Raw genomic sequence first — 17,792 nt, 5'->3', positions numbered from 1 at the left:
GGGACATGGCTTCTGACAACGCACTCGCGAAAAATGCACTGGGTACCGCCGAATCAATCATCATGGGGATTGCTGGTACCGCGCCTGCCTTCAGCGTGGCCGTGACAACGGCAACCATTGTGGCAGGGGTTGGTGTGCTATCAGTGGGCAGCATCGTGTACTGTGGTTTGATCATGTTTGGCATTACACTGGCCTTCATCCATCTGAGCAAAATTACGCCTAGTGCAGGCGCTGCCTACGCCTGGGTTGGACAGATTTTTGGCCCGCGCTGGGGCTTTTTTGCCGGATGGGGACTGCTGGTTGCATCCGTCTTTTTTATGGTGTCTGCCACAATTCCGGCAGCCACTTCAACCTTAGTGCTCCTAGCGCCTGACAAGGTCGAAAGTACTCACTGGGTTGCGGGCGTCGCTGCCATATGGTTGACGGCGGTTACGCTAGTGGTGACCCGTGGCATCAAGCACTCCAGCTATACCCAGTTAACATTGACGGTCTTCGAGACGGCCATCCTGCTGGCGTTGATCGTAGGTGCCTTCGTGCAGTACGGTGGACAGCCAATGCATTCACCAACGGTGATTTGGGTTTCCCCCGGGGCTTTTACGCCACAGCTCTTTGCGACAGGTGCCCTGACCGCAATCTTCTTCTTCTGGGGATGGGATGTCACCATGAATCTGAGTGAAGAATCAAAGAGTGGCCAAGGATCGCCGGGTGGCGCGGCCGGCGTTGGTGCCTTTTGGTCGGTACTGAATATGATCCTCTTCTTTACGATTATGATGGTTGTCGTTTTGATCGTTTTGACTGATCAGGAAATCGCCCAGGCGGATACCAATATCCTGCTGGCGGTGGCAACAAAGCTTTTTCCTGCGCCTTGGAATTATCTGGCGGTTTTTTGCACAATCGTCAGCACCGTTGGCACGATTGAAACTCAGATTCTCCAGTTCAGCCGCAGTCTGTTTGCGATGGCGCGTGACCGTATGCTGCACCCTGTGTATGCTCGGGTCCACGCAGAGTGGCAAACCCCGTGGGTGGCAACGCTGGTCATTTGGGGGCTGGGCATGGTGTTGCTCTTTACGTCATCGTATATGCCTTCTGTGAAAGCGATTCTGGAAAGCTCCATCCTGGCGATTGGATTTCAAATCTGCTTTTACATGAGCCTGGCCGGCTTTGCCTGTGCCTGGCACTACCGACATAAATTACAGTCAGGCATGCTCAATGCTCTTTCATATGTGCTCTGGCCCGCGCTTTCAGGCGCCTTTATGGTGTTTATCGCGCTCTACAGTATTCCGACATTCGACTTGCTGACGAATATTCTCGGGGCCGGTGGATTGCTGGTGGGCTTTATTCCCCTGCTGATGAATGAACGACGGTTTCGAAGGGTTCGGCGCGTTTAGCTGGCTGGGGCCTCTGTTTGAAGCGTGGCACTGCCATCGGTACTTGGTGTCACGGATGTCGGTGCCTTAGTGGTGGCCTCAGCTTTGTCCGGGTTGGCCGGTGGTGCCGGGCACACAATTTTGGGATTGGCGGCAACGTGGTCCTGCGCCATTTGGGCACGGCCGGAAATGCCTGGGTGGGACCCCATGAACTTGAGCGGGGAGCCTAGACCCGCATTGCTCTCATCGTATTGTTTGATCTTGATGTAACCGCAAGGCGTGTAGCCGGAGTCCAGGAGCCATTGCATGCCAATAGGATTTACTTTGTCCTCCTGCAGAGATATCTCTACTTGCTCTGCACCTGACATGGCCGCGCTGGCAGCGTAGCCGGCAATCGGAGTACCGACGACGGATAGTGCAGCACTAATCACCTGTCTGGCGACAAAAAAGCCGATTTCCCGGTTCTCAATGGCATCACCAGTGTCTTTGTCGGCAATATGGGCAAGGTCATGGGCCACAACGGCAGCGATGATGTCCGGATCACTGCCGAACTTATCCAGAAACTGCATACTGAAGGTGACGTACTCCTTGTTGTCATGACTCATCAACAGGTGCGAGTGGCTATCCGAATCCACAATCGCGTACTCAAAAGTCTGACCGCTGGTTTTCTCTAGGCGTTGGCGCACATCATGGAGCAGGCGCAGGGTTTCCTTGTTGACGACGATGTCTTCGCCGTTCTCGCCTTTGGCCTGTAACGCGGCCGCTTTCTGGTAGCTTTCTTCGATCTTTTGATCGTCCAGATAGGCCTTGTCGTGAATTTGCAGTTTGTTGAACTGCGTACAGGCACTCAAGACAACACAACTGCTGAGAAGGCATAAACCGCGATTTAATGGATTCATGGCAGTAGATCATGGGCAAGAAGGAAACGGCATAATATCTGGGTATTCAGAAGCACGCCAGAGCAGCGATTCGCTAACCATCTTAAAAATCAGCTTCATACAAAGGAACGAATTTGAATTTCCCTCGGATATACGGTGTCGTTTTGGCCGGTGGGCAATCCAGACGTATGGGTACGGATAAGGCCATGTTGAGGCTATGCGGTCAAAGCTTGCTGGCTCGAAGCGTGGCATTATTGGAGGCCTCTGGTTGTACGACCGTGGTTGTCAGTGGTCAACCCGATTTGTATCCGGAGTTTCTTTGTTTTGCGGATGCCTACCCCGACCTTGGCCCTGTGGGGGGGATTGTTTCCATTTTGAATGCCATGGTCGAGATACCGGGGGGGGCGGCGGTCGTTGTGATACCCGTCGATGTGCCGTGGTTGACACCGTCAATAATTCAAAAACTCCTGTTGATGGCTGGCGGCGATAGCGGGTGCATGATTGCCGATAATCCGTTGCCGCTGGTTTTGGTAAAAACCGAGGCCTTGGATGCCCGATGTGTTGATGCAGACGCAGCGCTATCGCAAGGGTTTGCTTGGTCGGTTAAGCAGTTTATCGAAACGCTGGAACTGCAGATCTGTGTGCCGGATGAGGCCATTGCACAGGCGCTATTTAATGTGAATACCCCGTCGGCCTGGCAGGCGGTGCAAGCAGAAATCGGCCCGAAGAGCTGATCCTGGCCATTGGCCGGTTTGCGGTGCGCGCTATGCACCGGTTTGTTGCTGCGGCGCACCAGGATGGTGAGCTCCTCCAATGTCAGAGCGCTGATGGTTTGATTTATAGACCATTTTTTGCTTGGCACGCTTGTTGCTTTGTTAACGATGAGCAAAGGCCAACGATGGTCTTTGCAGACAGACAACGACGTCTACCGGAGAAGCGAGGGCTTTTGACCGGTGGGCGTTTTTTTTTGCCGTTGCCGCGACTGAATTTTCAAACCATCCAGGGGATCATCATGACGAAAGACATCAATCTGTTCTCGAGAAGAGAAATGCTCGCCAAAACAGCCAAGGCGGTTGCCGGCGTCGGCGCGCTGACGCTGGCTGATCCGCTGCTCAAAGCCGGTGCCTGGGCGGCAGGTTCGGATGCGCCGGAAAAGAAAGAAGTCAAAGTGGGGTTCATTCCACTGACGGACTGTGCCTCGGTCGTCATGGCTTCGTATCTGGGGTTGGATAAAAAGTACGGCATCACGATTGTGCCGACCAAAGAAGCCTCATGGGCCGGGGTCCGCGATAAGTTGTCCAATGGGGAGCTCGATGCTGCTCATGTGCTCTATGGTCTGATCTACGGTGTACAGATGGGCATCGGCGGGTCGCAGAAAGATATGGCGGTTCTGATGAATCTTAATAACAACGGCCAAGCGATTACGCTTTCCAAGAAGCTGGCAGATGCCGGCGTGAAGGATGGTGCCACCCTCAAAGCACAGATGCTTAAGGAAAAGCGGGAGTACACGTTCGCCCAGACTTATCCGACAGGGACGCACGCCATGTGGCTGTATTACTGGATGGCTGCCAATAACATCAACCCGTTCAAGGACGCCAAGATCATCACTGTTCCGCCGCCACAGATGGTTGCCAATATGCGGGTTGGGAATATGGATGGCTACTGCGTGGGCGAGCCCTGGAATGCACGTGCGGTTATCGACAAAATTGGCTTTACCGCAGAAACCAGCCAGGGCATCTGGAAAGACCATCCTGAAAAGGTTTTGGGCACCACCTCGGATTTTGCGAACAAATATCCGAACACCTGTCGGGCGTTGATCTGCGCCATTCTGGAAGCATCCAAGTACATTGATGCATCAAATGCGAACAAGTACAAGACAGCCGAAGTGATTGCCGCTAAGTCATACGTGAATACGGATGTGGATGTGATTCTGGACCGTATGCTGGGTCGTTATTCCAATGGCCTGGGCAAGACCTGGGATGACAAAAATCCGATGCGCTTTTACGGCGATGGTATGGCCAATTACCCGTATCTCTCGGATGGTATGTGGTTCCTGACGCAGCACAAGCGTTGGGGCTTGCTCAAAGACCATCCGGATTACCTTGCTGTTGCCAAGAAGGTCAATCGGATAGAACTCTACAAGTCAGCGGCAACGGTAGTCGGTGCGCCCATTCCGAAATCAGATTTCCGGACATCGAAACTCATAGATGGTGTCGTGTGGGACGGAAAAAATCCAGCCGCCTACGCGGACGGCTTCAAAATCAAAGGAGGTGCCTGATGAGCGCACCGGAATTAACGGCTGACGTATCCAGTCAGCCAGATGAGCTGGCAGTACTGAGGGCCAGAGAGGCGCATCGCTTGGTGTTGCGCGCGAAAGTGCTGGCAGGGTTTGGCAGTCTGTTCCCCACGTTGCTCGGGCTATTGCTTTTCCTGGTGATCTGGCAGGGCATTCACCTCTTCATTGAAGCGATTCCTTCTCCGGCTTTCACGCTGAATGCGGCGATCAAACTGTTCTCTGATCCGTTCTATGTCAATGGCCCGAATGATCAGGGGATCGGTTGGAACCTTCTGTATTCACTTGGCCGCGTAGGTTTAGGCTTTGGTTTTGCCGCATTGGTTGGCATTCCGCTGGGCTTTGCGATCGGCTATTTCGCTTTTCTCAACAGAATGATGGCGCCCGTCATCAATCTGCTGCGGCCGGTATCGCCACTCGCGTGGCTACCTATCGGCTTGCTGCTATTCAAGGCCGCTAATCCGGCAGCCATCTGGGTGATTTCGATTTGCTCGATCTGGCCAATGATCATCAATACCGCCGTGGGAGTGAGCAAGATCCCGCAGGATTATCTGAACATTGCCCGCGTGCTCAATCTTTCGGGCTGGAACGTGTTCTCGAAAATCCTGTTTCCGGCAACCTTGCCGTACATGCTGACCGGGGTACGCTTGTCGATCGGCACGGCCTGGCTGGTGATTGTCGCTGCCGAAATGCTGACGGGGGGGACCGGTATCGGCTTCTGGCTGTGGGACGAATGGAACAACCTGAAGGTCGAGCACATTGTGATCGCCATTTTTGTGATCGGGATTGTCGGCCTCATGTTGGAACACCTGCTCATCTTCATTGCCAAACAGTTCTCGTACGAGGTGTGACATGAACGACCGCTATCTCATCATTGAAGGCGTTGCCCAATCCTTCCTGACCAAGAAAGGGCGTTTTGATGCCCTGAGAGATGTCAATCTGGTGGTGCGCAAGGGCGAATTTATCTCCCTGATTGGGCACTCGGGCTGTGGTAAGTCAACATTGCTCAATCTGATTGCCGGGTTGACCTTTCCGACTAGTGGCGCGTTGATCTGTGCCAATAAGGAAATCGCCGGTCCCGGCCCGGCTCGTGCCGTGGTATTCCAAAACCACTCGTTGCTGCCCTGGCTGACTTGTTTTGAAAACGTGTATCTGGGGGTTGAGCGCGTTTTCGGCAAGGAAGAATCAAAGCAACAGCTGATTCAACGCACGGATGATGCGATTGCCATGGTGGGCCTGGCCCATTCCCGTAACAAACTTCCGCATGAAATCTCGGGCGGTATGAAACAGCGTGTGGGGATTGCACGGGCGTTGGCGATGGAGCCGCAAGTCCTGCTGCTGGACGAGCCTTTTGGCGCGCTGGATGCGTTGACCCGTGCCAATCTTCAGGACGAACTGATGAAGATCGTCGCCGCCAAACAGTGCACGGTGATTATGGTGACACATGATGTTGACGAAGCTGTGTTGCTCTCGGATCGCATCGTCATGCTCACGAATGGCCCGGCCGCCACGATTGGCGAAATCCTGACGGTGGATGTGGCAAAGCCCCGTGATCGGGTCTTGATGGCCAGCGATGCCAAATATCAAGCCTGCAAAACCGCGGTGCTGGATTTCCTCTACAACAAGCAACGTCATCCTCATGCGGCCTGACGTCCTTCAATGCGCTGAACAATAGGTGTGATGATGAAAAAGTTGAAGCTGGTGATGGTGGGCAACGGCATGGCCGGCGTCCGTACGCTCGAAGAACTGCTGCGTCTGGAGCCGGATCTGTATGAGATCACGGTGTTTGGCGCTGAACCACATCCGAACTATAACCGGATCATGCTGTCACCGGTACTAGCCGGTGAGCAGACCCTCGACCAGATTGTCCTGAATCCCTTGAGCTGGTACGAAGAGCAGGGCATTGCGTTGCATCTGAACAAGAAGGTTGTGAAGATTGATCGCGTGAACCGTCAGGTGATTGCCGAGGATGGCACAACGGCACAGTACGACCGGTTGCTATTGGCCACAGGCTCCGTGCCGTTCATTCTGCCGGTGCCCGGTAAGGATTTGCCTGGGGTCATCGGCTATCGAGATATCAAAGATACCAACGACATGATTGAAGCCGCCAAGAGGTACCAGCATGCGGTGGTGATTGGTGGTGGTCTGCTTGGATTGGAGGCTGCCAACGGGCTGCTGCTACGCGGCATGAAAGTTACCGTCGTTCACATTGGTCCATGGCTGCTGGAGCGGCAACTGGATGAGGTGGCTGGTAATTTGCTCCAGGCCTCACTGGAAAAGAAGGGCCTGGATTTTCTGCTCAATACGCATACCGTGGCTTTGCATAGCAATGCCAGCGGTGATCGGGTAGGCAGTATTGAATTCAAAGACGGGACGATCATTCCGGCTGATCTGGTCGTCATGGCTGCAGGGATTCGACCCAGCACCGAACTTGCAGAGTCTGCCGGTTTGTTATGTAACCGTGGTGTGGTGGTCAATGACACCATGCAGACGTATGACCCGAAAATCTATGCGATTGGCGAATGTGCCAATCATCGGGGCATTGCCTATGGTCTGGTAGCCCCACTGTACGAGCAGGCCAAGGTCTGTGCCAATCATCTGGCGCAGCTGGGGATTGCGCGTTATCAGGGCTCACAGACATCGACTAAGCTGAAAGTCACCGGGATTGATTTGTTCTCGGCCGGTGATTTTATGGGGGGGGAGGGTGTGGAAGAAATTACCCTCTCTGATCCGATCGGCGGTGTGTACAAGAAGCTGCTCGTCAAAGATGAAAAGCTCATCGGTGCCTGTCTGTATGGGGACACAGCGGATGGGGCCTGGTATTTCAAACTGCTGCGCGAAGAGAAGGACGTTTCGTCACTGCGTGACCGGTTGATGTTTGGTGAGCATACAACGGGCGATGTCGGGCATGAAGGCCATAACAAGGCTGCAGCTATGGCCGATGAGGATGAGGTCTGTGGTTGTAACGGGGTAACCAAGGGTGCCATCGTCAAGGCGGTGCGCGAGCAGAATTTGCTGACCTTGGATGCCGTGCGTAAGTGCACCAAGGCCAGTGGCTCCTGCGGCTCGTGTACGGGGTTGGTGGAGCAGGTGCTGATGAATGTGCTGGGGACAGATTATTCGGCACCTGATCAGAAGAAACCGGTTTGTGGTTGTACCGATCATTCGCACGATGAGGTGCGCCGGGCCATTCGGGAGCACAAGCTGGTATCCCGCGATGCCGTGATGGCGTTTATGGAATGGCGTACGCCGAATGGGTGCGCTACATGCCGACCCGCCGTCAATTATTATCTGATCTCTACTTGGCCGCATGACGCGAAAGATGATCCGCAATCGCGCTTTATCAACGAACGCGCCCATGCCAACATCCAGAAAGATGGTACCTACTCGGTTGTGCCGCGGATGTGGGGTGGCCTGACGACAGCGGATGAACTGCGCCGCATTGCTGATGTGGCAGATAAGTATCAGGTACCGACCATTAAGGTGACCGGCGGGCAGCGAATTGATCTGTTAGGCATAAAAAAAGAAGACCTGCCTGGGGTTTGGAAAGATTTAGATATGCCATCTGGCCATGCCTACGGTAAATCCATCCGCACGGTGAAGACCTGTGTTGGATCGGAACATTGCCGTTTTGGTACGCAGCGCTCTATGGACATGGGCGTCGTGCTAGAAAAAATGTTGTTCGGGATGTATGCGCCGCATAAGGTCAAATTGGCGGTGTCCGGTTGTCCGCGTAACTGTGCCGAAGCGGGGATCAAGGATGTCGGCATCATCGGTGTCGATTCCGGGTGGGAGATTTATGTGGCAGGCAATGGCGGCATCAAGACCGAGGTCGCTGAATTTCTCTGCAAGGTTAAAACCGCCGAAGAGGTGATGGCGGTATCCGGAGCCTTTCTCCAGCTCTATCGCGAAGAAGCGCATTATCTGGACCGTACCGTGCATTATGTCCAGCGGGTTGGTCTGGATTATGTGAAGCAGAAGGTTGTGGATGACCTAGCGAACCGTCAGGCACTATATGAGCGGCTGTGTGCAGATCTGAAAGATGCGCCTGATCCCTGGAAGGATTTCGAACGAGCCGGTGTTGACTTGCGCCAGTTCCAGCCAATCCGCATTGAGCCGGTGCCGGTTTGAATGACTAGACAAACGATCAGAGAGAGAACCATGACAGACACGCTGTTGCGAGATCAGAAAACCTGGGTGCGCGTTGCTTCAGTCAGCGATATTCCTTTGCTGGGGGCTCGAGTCGTGGAAACGGCGAGCGGTAAACCCGTGGCGCTTTTTAGAACCGCTGATTTGCGAGTAAAGGCGATTCTGGACCGCTGCCCGCACCGGGGTGGGCCACTGTCACAAGGGTTGGTGCATGGTGAGCGGGTCACGTGCCCACTGCATAGCTGGCAGATTGATTTGAACACGGGTGAGGCGGTTGCGCCCGATGCTGGTTGCGCCAAGGCTTTTGCTGTCCTGCAAGAGGCCGATGCCGTGTATCTGCTGGCAGGCGATCTCAAATAAGTGAGTGCATGATGGCGAGCACCCGGAGTACCTGTTGTTATTGCGGCGTGGGTTGCGGTCTGGAAATCAAGACCGATATCCGGGCAGATGGTAAACAGAAAATTGTTGGTGTGCACGGAGATGCTCAACATCCGGCCAATTTTGGGCGCTTATGCACGAAGGGTTCGACACTGCATTTGAGTGCACAGGACAGCATTTACGATCAGGTGCGGGGAAGGCATCCTGAGCAATGTCAGCTTCGGGATGGGGTTCGGCAACCGGTGAGCTGGGCAGAGGCGGCAGAGACCGTTGCTCAGCGGCTGGCGCAGATTATCAAGACGCACGGTCCCAATTCGGTTGGTTTCTATCTGTCAGGCCAAATGCTGACGGAGGACTATTACGTCTTCAATAAACTCGCCAAAGGATTGGTGGGTACGAATAATGTGGATAGCAATTCACGGCTTTGCATGTCGAGTGCCGTGGCAGGATACAAGCAGACTCTGGGCTCTGATGCGCCGCCTTGCTGTTACGAGGATATTAATGCGGCACAAACCATTTTTATTACCGGATCCAATACGGCCTTTGCCCATCCGATTCTATTTCGTCGTATTGAGCAGGCCCGGGAAAAGAATCCAGGCCAGAAGCTGATCGTTGTCGATGTGCGGGAAACAGATACATCGCGCTCTGCAGATTTGTTTCTGAAGATCCAACCCGGTACCGATGTTGTGCTGCACCATGGCTTGTTGCATGTGATGCTGTCCAATGGCTGGACGGATACAAGCTATATTGAATCACATACGGAAGGATTTGAAGCGCTTTCCGGTTGCGTGGCAGACTATCCGCCATCGCTGGTTTGTCAGATATGCGGGATAGCCGAAACTGATTTGTATGAGGCCGCACGTTTGTTCGCCTGCGCCGGCCCGACACTCTCGTTGTATTGTCAGGGGCTTAACCAGTCGTCCGCGGGTACGGATAAGAACACATCGCTGATCAATCTACATCTCGCAACCGGCCAAATTGGCCGGGTCGGCGCCGGCCCATTCTCCCTAACCGGTCAACCGAATGCCATGGGCGGGCGTGAAGTCGGTGCTATGGCCAATCTGTTATCGGCACACCGAGATTTGAAGTCTGCAGAAGATCGCGCTGAAGTGGCTGCCTTGTGGGGGCTGCCGTCTGTGCCGGATCAGCCGGGCTTAACCGCGGTACCGATGTTCGAGGCGCTGCGGCAAGGTGAGCTTAAAGCCATCTGGATCGTCTGTACCAATCCGGCGCAATCGCTCCCCAATCAGACGCTGGTCCACGAGGCATTGCGCCAGGCCGAATTGGTGATTGTGCAGGATGCCTATGCCAATACGGCGACCGTGGCCTACGCGGATATTTTTTTACCGGCCACCACCTGGGGTGAGAAAGATGGGACCGTCACCAACAGTGAACGCCGAATTTCACGGGTGCGTGCGGCGGTTCCGCCTTATGCCGACTGTCGTCACGATTGGGAGATTGGTGTTGATATCGCAAGACGTATGGCCGCCTTGTTGGTCGAGGATATTGGTGCGGCAGATCGTCTTTTTCCGTACACATCACCAGAAGACGTGTGGAATGAGCATCGGGCCACGACGGCGGGTAGAGATCTGGATATTACGGGCCTGAGCTATGACATCCTGGAAGATGTTGGTCCACAGCAATGGCCTATGCGCACCGGGATGTTGGTCGGGCAGCAGCGTCTGTACGAAGACGGGGTGTTCCAGACGCCCAGCGGCCGCGCCCGATTTGCAGCACCCGTCTATAGACCAACGGCCGAAGAACGGGATCAACGCTTCCCGTTTGCGGTGACCACAGGTCGTTTGCGTGATCAGTGGCACGGCATGAGCCGGACCGGTAATCTGGGACGCTTATTTTCACACGCGCCACATCCTTGTGTGCAGATCAACCCGGCAGATGCGCGCCGTCTTGATTTGGAAAATGATGAATTAGTCTATGTGACGAGTCGGCGCGGATGCCAAATGTTGCCGGTGGCCTTGTCGGAGGATATTTCCTGCAGTCAGGCATTTGTTGCTATGCACTGGGGTGGCGAATTTGTCGCGGGTCGGGCGGGTAAAGCGCCGGGTTACGGGGTGAATACCTTGACCATCGACACCATTGATCCTATTTCAAAACAGCCCGAATTCAAACATGCCGCCGTCGCATTGCGGAAGGCAAATGCACCTTGGCATCTTTCAGCCTGCGGACGATTTGCACCGGAGGATGCCATTCGGATTCAGAATACACTGCGCCATAAATTTAATGATGGCTGCTATGGCAGTGCCGTGATATTCGGACGTGAATCCGAGCCTTCAGCAACCTCAGAGGATGGAGATGCGTGGCTGGGTGTCGAATTTCGGCTTGCCAGCCTTGAACCCGTGAACACTTCATTGATTGAAGCGCTTCGGCAGTTGTTTGGTCTCAATGACGTGGGGGTCGTGAATTACCGTGACCCGCGGTCAGGGACGGCTCGATTCATTGGGCTATCCCGTGAAAGTGAAAGGTACCAGGTGCGCGCTTTCCTTTTGACCGGGGGTGCGCAAGCCGTGGTATCGCGGCATTGGCTGAGAGGCTTGCTGGAGAACGCAACGGATGTCACTCAAATGAGTCGTCAGTTGGCTACGCCGGATAAGCAAGCGCCGCTGATGGGTTTGAGTCTGAAACGCGGCAAAGTGGTTTGCAACTGTTTTAACACCAGTAGCATACGTATTGAGGAAATATTGGCAACCTTGACCGACCAAACGCCAGAAGGCCTGGTCCAGTCGTTGAAAACCCGATTAGGGTGTGGGACGAATTGTGGCTCCTGTGTGCCAGAGCTCAAACAGATGGCCGGTGAGCATCTGTCGGACGTTGCCCGACAACCCTGATAGGGGTCATGCCATCTTGTAGTCAGGCGGCGATAACGGCAGGTTGCTGCGTCGTCAAAGCCGTCAGATTTGCCGTCGTAACTACCGGACCAACGACAATTATGGACGGGCTGGCAAGTTGATGCATTTCAACTGTTTGGCACAGATTTCCGAGTGTGCAAATGACTTGTCGTTGCTCCGGTAGGCTGGCGTGTTGTATCACGGCGGCGGGTGTCGTTGTCGGTAAGCCTTGTAAGAGTCCGGTTTCGATGACGCTCATCTGTCCCATGCCCATGTAAATCACCAGGGTGAGTTGGCAATGGTGCGCTGTTGTTGCCAGACGTGCCCAATTGAAGGGGATGTCGCCGGGTCGGTTATGACCAGTAATAAAAACAACGCCATGCGCATGCTCCCGATGTGTGAGCGCAATTCCCAGAGTACTACTGGCGGCAAGACCCGCCGTTATGCCGTTGATCACATCAACCTCGATACCGGCTTCGACCAGATGATGCATCTCTTCGCCGCCGCGCCCGAAGATAAATGGGTCGCCACCTTTCAGCCGGACAACCTGCTCGCCATCGCGTACAGCAAGAATCATCAACTTTTCAATAAAGCTCTGCGGTGTAGAGATGCAACCACCACGTTTTCCGACATGGATAACACGGGCTCTCGGGGAGGCATGCGCCAATATCGCTGGATTGACGAGATCATCGACCAATAAGACGGTTGCACCTCGAATCGCGTTAACGGCCTTAAGCGTGAGTAGTTCCGCGTCGCCGGGACCGGCACCAACCAGGGTCACATGAGGGCGGCTATGTTGATAATAGGGTGTGGCTGGCATGAAGTTTCCTGTCAAGCAATAAAAAACGCCCATCCCCCCGCAAAGTGTTGCGCCAGGAATGGACGTCGTTGTCCTTGTGCAGCTCGATCTGATTTATGGATCAGTCGGAGTCGCGCGAATAGTCATCATTGACCTACCTGTTACTTTAAGCAGGAATCGCGCCAACCTCAGAATGGTGATGCATCCCTGTATCCACGAGGGGTGTTGGCCGGACAGTGCCCAGAAAATGTGCCTTGCAGTATGCGCTTGCACTGTTCAGGTGCGTTTGTCTGCGCCGGCGATCAGATCGGCCATGGTAATCACGGCTTGAGCGATGTCTGCCATCCGTATTTTCTGATTCATCGCTTTTTGCCGAATCAATCCGTAGGCTTCTGTTTCGCTGATGCCTTGTTGTGACATCAGAAGTCCTTTTGCACGCTCGATTAATTTTCGATCCTCCAGGGATGCGCGCACGCTCGCCAGCTCCTGGTTAGCCATTTCAAGTTGTCGCGTTTTTGCCTGCAGGAGGTCGTATAAATCCCGATGGATGCGTGGCTCCAATAGCGCATTCGATTGCGATAGCGGTAGGATTCCAGAGGCTGAATCCAAATTCTCTGTCGTCGCTGTGTAAGATATTTCGGATTCAGCGATCCGCTCACGGCACACTGCTTCCAGGTGATTTGCCAGATGTTGCTCGACTTCGTGTAAACGGTCTATGCGTTCTGAGCAGCAGGTGAACCACTGATGCGCATCATCGCTGTTGTTTGCAATACCACCAAGCAAGATACGACGCATGCGTTCTATTTCAGCCAGTGGCAAGAGCGTTTGCAGGATACGCCACTGTTGCATCGTGGTGGGATCACAGAAAGCCTCGAAGCGCCCGAAGGCCTGTTCCTGTTGTGCTATCAAATCCGAGAGGAGCGATAGATCTTCAGGTGTGATGGATTCCGCGCTAAACATCCGGGCACCATTCGCACGCTCAATCCCGCAAGCCTCTTTGCCTTCAATTAAATTGAAGAGTGCAACGAGTAGTTTAGCAACCGAAGGTTCGGCAACCGCATTAATCGCCTCGAAAATTAGCGACAGCAGTGAGCGAATAATCTGGCAGTATTGTCGCGTCGCCATGATGGGCGTGTGGTGCCCATCTTGTGTTTGTTGGCGAATAGCCGTCAGCTGATCCAGCTCATTCAGTGAGAGTGCAGCGCTAAAACAAAATCGACTGCCACCACTTGCGATAAGCGGTTTACTGTCTTCTGAAAGCAGATATTCGAAGCGCTCCTTTGCATGATCGGAACTTTGGCAGCGGTCCTGCCAGAGTTTTTCAAAGCGGGCTCCTTGCGTCCCCAAGGTTAAATTCGTTGCACCACGTTCAGCCTGGAGATGATGTACCAATTCACCGACACATCGGACGAGTCCACAGGTTCCGGCGAGTGCCATGAGTTGCGATCTAGCCTGATACTGTCCAGCTGTCAGGAAGGATGCTGCTAACGCCATGATTTAATTACTCACCGGCGAATCGGAAATACGTGATTTGTAGTTTGCCTCGTGTAACGCTGATTTTCTGTTCTAGGGTCTGCCCGTTTTTTTGCACTTTGACACTGTAGGTTCCCGTTGGCAGATTGGCGAGGAGGATCGGACCTTCACTCGTTGTCAGCAGCACGCCTTTTCCGGCCTGATCGGTGATCGTTACACGAATATCGCTGAGGTAGCTGCCCGACTGCCCGACCAGAAAGAGTTTGAGATCAAAGTCTTTCTCTCGGGCGGTGATCGCTGCCAAGGATTCCTCTCCAACACCCCCTGACAGAAATGGCACACTAGCACCGGAAATTTTTGAGGAGGTATGCCCCGGTTGAATCACCGGTTGCGCTGTGTCGGTGTTGTCTGCTGTTTGACGTATAGCCAGCGGTAGGCCTGGTGTGCCAGCATAGAAAATAATCAGCTCTGCAGTTTCATCACCGTCGTTCCGACCCTCGTGCCATTGATTCACGAGTTCGACGATCGGATCGCCAGCTTTTAATACCAACGTCTGGCCTGAGGCTGTCTTAACACTGAGCTGACCGCGGAGTAGGACACCCGCGTTAATCACCGGGTGTTTATGAATAGGTAACACGGTGCCGGGCGCGAATTGATAGCGGATGATTGTTATCTGAGGCTGACCAGCAGGGTATGCAGGTAATACACTCCCATTCCACGATTTGTCAGTTTTGGCCAGAACATCGGCCGAGACTCCGGGTATCGCGCTCGTGTAGGAGCTCGCCACATCATGCGCACAAATGGCTGGTGCAAACGCGGTTGTTAGTAACGCAGCAGTGAGTAAATGGTAGCGCATCATCAGTGATCCGCCTGGCCGGCAGCAACCCGAACGGCAGTCGTCACCCAATCCGTGGCCAGTTTTTGGAACTGCTCCGGGGTGCTGGATTCCATGCGGAAGGTGTCGCTCGACATAGTATAGACCCCTTCGCCCAGCAGTTTGCCGGTAACGCTGTCACGGAGCTTGGCCTCAACAACCAGTACTGCAGTTTTGGAATCAAGCCCGGTCGCCTTCTGGGCAACATTCAGCACCGCTGAAATGGGGACAAGGTTACGCGGTTTGAATCCTTCGCCTTCAACCTCGGCTCCGGTAATGGCGATACTGACACGCGCTACGCCAGGCCCCGGCTTGTCGACAACATTAAAACGACGTGCTGCCTTCGTTTTGATGTCCTGATCAATGATGAGGCGTGTCTGGTAGATGGTTTCTTCCGATATGCCCTTATTGCCTTCATTACGCAGTGCCGTCTGGTACAGCGTGACCGGATCGATCATGACACCCTTGTAATCGTTGCGTTTGAAATCCGGGCTGACGTAGCGATAGATATTGACTCCGGGGGCCGGGCTTTCCACCTTTTGCAGACGGTCATATTCGCCATGACCAAGGAAACCTGATTTCTGCGATTGGCTTAATCCACCGCTGGCACAGCCGGCTAGCAGAAGACCGGTTGTCGTCGCAAGGACCAGCTGGCGTGCAAGATCGAAGCGTTGATGTAGGCGATTCAGGTGATGAACAGTCATAGTAAAAGACTCCGACTTGATGTTGGTTAGCATCATCGGCAAGACTAAAACGAAGTGATAGGACTGTCCAGCGTCTGTTACAAAAATTTACAGCGCACCTGTGAATTCTGATGGTGGATTTGTCATCCGCTGACGAGATGACGCGTTATGAGTCACGACGTTGTGACTTTTTTTGAGGAGGTCGCCATGAAATTACAAAAACTGATTTTTGCGGTTGCTGTAGCAGCAACCCTGGTGCAGCCGGCGCTGGCCGGTGGTGGGCATCGTCATCAGCACGGCCGCGGTGGTAACGGCTGGGGTTGGGCGCCCTTTGTAGCGGGAGCGGTTGTCGGTGGGTTGGCGATCAATGCCTGGGCGCAGCCGCGACCTCACTATCCGGCAGCGGTATACCTTGGACCGCTGCCGCCCAGAGTGGTTGTTGCTCAGCCCTATTACGGGCCGCCACCGGTCTATGCGGTGCCAGCTGCACCCCCCATCTATTACTACGAACGGGACTGAGTCGAACCCGCACTGATCTGCTGTTGCAGTGTTTGGTAATCGACTTTCCCGGTACGTAGTACCGGAAGTTCGGCCATGTGGATCAGTTCCCGGGGAAGATAGGTATTAGGAATACGCGACTCATTAAAGTGCCGCCGAATGTTTTCTAGGGTTAGGGCCGGATCGTTCGTATAGAGGCAGATCCGTGTTTTGCTCTGTGCATCCGACTCGATGGCGATCGCGGCATGCTGGTAGTCAGGAGATAACCGGGAGACTTCATCCTCAATAAACCCGAGCGAGATCATTTCCCCGGCAATTTTGGTAAAGCGTTTTTTTCGCCCTTTAATGACGAGAAAGCCCCCATCGTCCACTGACACGATATCACCGGTGTCATACCAGCCGTCGTCGAGCGACGAGCGGTCTTCCAGTAAGTCATGAAGATAGGACTTCATCATATTCGGCCCCCGAACATGCAATACACCGCCGTCTTCGATGCCATCGTGGGGTTCAATCCGGTATTCGATATGTGGCAGAACACGGCCAACGGTGCCGTGACGGCTGGCACCTGGCACATTGACGGCAATCACCGGCCCGGCTTCGGTGGCGCCATAGCCTTCAAGCATCGTGACGCCTAGGGCTTCATAGAGTTCACGCGTTCGCGGTTTGAGTCGCTCTGCACCAGCAACCACGTAGCGGATCGTAGCCAGATCTTCTTTTTGGGCGATTTTGTACATCTGTGCCAGGAAGGTATCCGTTGAAAGCAACACAGTTGCCCGGTGTTGGCGAATGAGCTGAAGATTTTCCTTATGGCGCAGCGGTGATAGGCCGACCACCGTTTTCATGCCATTCATCAAAGGAAGAATCACGCCGGCCGTCAAGCCGAAAGCATGGAAATGCGGCAGTGCGCTGAACATGATCTCTTGTTTGCCGATGGGGAAGGCTTCGAGAATCTGGGTGCAGTTAGCGAGCAGATTGCGGTGGGTAAGGACTACCGCCTTAGGCTCGGCCTCGCTGCCGGAGGTGAAGAGAATGACCGCAGCATCGTCAGGGGCGCTGCGTTCCGTTTGAAGCCGCTTTAGACGGACACGCAGCATGCCACGCAGTTTGGCCAGGCGTCCGATTTGTTTGGCGACATCTTCCAGGAAAATCACGCGGATCCCGTGCGCCGCCAGTAAATCAGGCAGGTCTGCTAAGCCAGACTTCTCCAGGAACTGACGTGAAGTCATTACTACATCGAGATGTGCACGCTGACAACAGCGCAGCAGGGTGGGCAGCGGGAAGGTGTAATTCAGCAGGACCGCTGTTTTATGAGCGAAATGACAGCCGAACGTGGCAACAACACCCGTGACGCTATTGGGTAGCAGGCAGCCGACATGGTGCCGCAGTGTGAATCCCTCGATTTTCCGCGACAGGACGGCACAACCGATGATCAGCCGATCAAAGGTCAGAGACCGCCCCAGCTCGTCATAAAGAATGGGCTGACGGCTACGGTTGGCTGCGGCCGCCATGAGGAGGCGTTTCGGAATCGTATTATTGGCAGGCATGTTGTTTTTG

Annotated in this window: 15 protein-coding genes; 9 read left to right on the top strand and 6 right to left on the bottom strand. The window is 54.2% G+C overall.

Translation table 11 applies throughout. The annotated features are described in order from the left end of the window. Positions 1-5 precede the first annotated feature (5 nt). Positions 6-1,388 (top strand): APC family permease, encoded by a 1,383-nt coding sequence (locus AC3GOJ_RS00200; protein WP_488235433.1) that lies wholly within the window; start codon positions 6-8, stop codon positions 1,386-1,388. Here AC3GOJ_RS00200 and AC3GOJ_RS00195 read toward each other — a convergent pair. Next, positions 1,385-2,218 (bottom strand): M48 family metalloprotease, encoded by an 834-nt coding sequence (locus tag AC3GOJ_RS00195; protein WP_488235432.1) that lies wholly within the window; start codon positions 2,216-2,218, stop codon positions 1,385-1,387. The genes AC3GOJ_RS00200 and AC3GOJ_RS00195 overlap by 4 nt on opposite strands. 161 nt (positions 2,219-2,379) lie before the next feature. On the opposite strand from AC3GOJ_RS00195, the gene mobA reads away from it, so the two are divergent. From mobA to AC3GOJ_RS00160, 7 genes are all read left to right on the top strand, one after another. Next, on the top strand, positions 2,380-2,979 hold the full coding sequence (mobA, locus tag AC3GOJ_RS00190; protein WP_488235431.1) for a molybdenum cofactor guanylyltransferase: 600 nt from the start codon (positions 2,380-2,382) through the stop codon (positions 2,977-2,979). Positions 2,980-3,257: 278 nt separating this feature from the next. Next, a complete protein-coding gene (locus AC3GOJ_RS00185) occupies positions 3,258-4,523 on the top strand; it encodes a CmpA/NrtA family ABC transporter substrate-binding protein (RefSeq protein ID WP_488235430.1) in 1,266 nt (421 codons plus the stop codon). Then, entirely contained in the window at positions 4,523-5,389 is an 867-nt protein-coding gene (ntrB, locus tag AC3GOJ_RS00180; RefSeq protein ID WP_488235429.1) for a nitrate ABC transporter permease, read from the top strand. Before AC3GOJ_RS00185 ends, ntrB begins: the two co-directional genes overlap by 1 nt. Position 5,390: 1 nt before the next feature. After that, the gene (locus AC3GOJ_RS00175; RefSeq protein ID WP_488235428.1) at positions 5,391-6,188 is read left to right on the top strand and encodes an ABC transporter ATP-binding protein; all 798 of its coding nucleotides are present in this window, start codon (positions 5,391-5,393) and stop codon (positions 6,186-6,188) included. 33 nt (positions 6,189-6,221) lie between these two features. Then, positions 6,222-8,669 carry a nitrite reductase large subunit NirB gene (gene nirB / locus AC3GOJ_RS00170; RefSeq protein ID WP_488235427.1) on the top strand — a complete coding sequence of 816 codons (2,448 nt, stop codon included), beginning with the start codon at positions 6,222-6,224 and terminating at the stop codon, positions 8,667-8,669. A gap of 30 nt (positions 8,670-8,699) precedes the next feature. After that, positions 8,700-9,047: a nitrite reductase small subunit NirD gene (nirD, locus tag AC3GOJ_RS00165; protein WP_488235426.1), complete on the top strand. Its 348-nt coding sequence runs from the start codon at positions 8,700-8,702 to the stop codon at positions 9,045-9,047. Between the two features lie 8 nt (positions 9,048-9,055). Next, complete coding sequence (locus tag AC3GOJ_RS00160; RefSeq protein WP_488235425.1) at positions 9,056-11,911, top strand: nitrate reductase; 2,856 nt, start codon at positions 9,056-9,058, stop codon at positions 11,909-11,911. Positions 11,912-11,933: 22 nt separating this feature from the next. On the opposite strand, the gene cobA is transcribed toward AC3GOJ_RS00160, so the two are convergent. From cobA to AC3GOJ_RS00140, 4 genes are all read right to left on the bottom strand, one after another. Beyond that, entirely contained in the window at positions 11,934-12,731 is a 798-nt protein-coding gene (gene cobA / locus AC3GOJ_RS00155) for a uroporphyrinogen-III C-methyltransferase (RefSeq protein WP_488235424.1), read from the bottom strand. A gap of 255 nt (positions 12,732-12,986) precedes the next feature. Then, complete coding sequence (locus AC3GOJ_RS00150) at positions 12,987-14,147, bottom strand: nitrate- and nitrite sensing domain-containing protein (RefSeq protein WP_488235423.1); 1,161 nt, start codon at positions 14,145-14,147, stop codon at positions 12,987-12,989. 64 nt (positions 14,148-14,211) lie between these two features. Continuing rightward, on the bottom strand, positions 14,212-15,042 hold the full coding sequence (locus AC3GOJ_RS00145) for a cupin domain-containing protein (protein ID WP_488235422.1): 831 nt from the start codon (positions 15,040-15,042) through the stop codon (positions 14,212-14,214). After that, positions 15,042-15,761, bottom strand: a complete 720-nt coding sequence (locus tag AC3GOJ_RS00140; protein ID WP_488235421.1) for a DUF3313 domain-containing protein — start codon at positions 15,759-15,761, stop codon at positions 15,042-15,044. The genes AC3GOJ_RS00145 and AC3GOJ_RS00140 overlap by 1 nt, the downstream gene beginning before the upstream one ends. Positions 15,762-15,947: 186 nt before the next feature. On the opposite strand from AC3GOJ_RS00140, the gene AC3GOJ_RS00135 reads away from it, so the two are divergent. Further along, positions 15,948-16,259 carry a hypothetical protein gene (locus AC3GOJ_RS00135; RefSeq protein ID WP_488235420.1) on the top strand — a complete coding sequence of 104 codons (312 nt, stop codon included), beginning with the start codon at positions 15,948-15,950 and terminating at the stop codon, positions 16,257-16,259. Here AC3GOJ_RS00135 and AC3GOJ_RS00130 read toward each other — a convergent pair. Then, on the bottom strand, positions 16,244-17,782 hold the full coding sequence (locus AC3GOJ_RS00130) for an AMP-binding protein (RefSeq protein WP_488235419.1): 1,539 nt from the start codon (positions 17,780-17,782) through the stop codon (positions 16,244-16,246). The two genes, AC3GOJ_RS00135 and AC3GOJ_RS00130, sit on opposite strands and share 16 nt — an antisense overlap. Positions 17,783-17,792 lie beyond the last annotated feature (10 nt).

This window comes from Fluviibacter sp. (assembly GCF_057744235.1).
The sequence above is the reverse complement of the archived record's forward strand: the minus strand, read 5'-3'. Positions and strand labels throughout refer to the sequence as shown.

Coding starts and splice junctions, on each gene's coding strand:
- AC3GOJ_RS00200 (WP_488235433.1), top strand. CDS start 6: ATGGCTTCTGACAACGCACTCGCGAAAAATGCACTGGGTACCGCCGAA.
- AC3GOJ_RS00160 (WP_488235425.1), top strand. CDS start 9,056: ATGATGGCGAGCACCCGGAGTACCTGTTGTTATTGCGGCGTGGGTTGC.
- AC3GOJ_RS00130 (WP_488235419.1), bottom strand. CDS start 17,782: ATGCCTGCCAATAATACGATTCCGAAACGCCTCCTCATGGCGGCCGCA.
- AC3GOJ_RS00145 (WP_488235422.1), bottom strand. CDS start 15,042: ATGATGCGCTACCATTTACTCACTGCTGCGTTACTAACAACCGCGTTT.
- AC3GOJ_RS00150 (WP_488235423.1), bottom strand. CDS start 14,147: ATGGCACTCGCCGGAACCTGTGGACTCGTCCGATGTGTCGGTGAATTG.
- nirD (WP_488235426.1), top strand. CDS start 8,700: ATGACAGACACGCTGTTGCGAGATCAGAAAACCTGGGTGCGCGTTGCT.
- AC3GOJ_RS00135 (WP_488235420.1), top strand. CDS start 15,948: ATGAAATTACAAAAACTGATTTTTGCGGTTGCTGTAGCAGCAACCCTG.
- AC3GOJ_RS00140 (WP_488235421.1), bottom strand. CDS start 15,761: ATGACTGTTCATCACCTGAATCGCCTACATCAACGCTTCGATCTTGCA.
- AC3GOJ_RS00175 (WP_488235428.1), top strand. CDS start 5,391: ATGAACGACCGCTATCTCATCATTGAAGGCGTTGCCCAATCCTTCCTG.
- ntrB (WP_488235429.1), top strand. CDS start 4,523: ATGAGCGCACCGGAATTAACGGCTGACGTATCCAGTCAGCCAGATGAG.
- cobA (WP_488235424.1), bottom strand. CDS start 12,731: ATGCCAGCCACACCCTATTATCAACATAGCCGCCCTCATGTGACCCTG.
- AC3GOJ_RS00185 (WP_488235430.1), top strand. CDS start 3,258: ATGACGAAAGACATCAATCTGTTCTCGAGAAGAGAAATGCTCGCCAAA.
- nirB (WP_488235427.1), top strand. CDS start 6,222: ATGAAAAAGTTGAAGCTGGTGATGGTGGGCAACGGCATGGCCGGCGTC.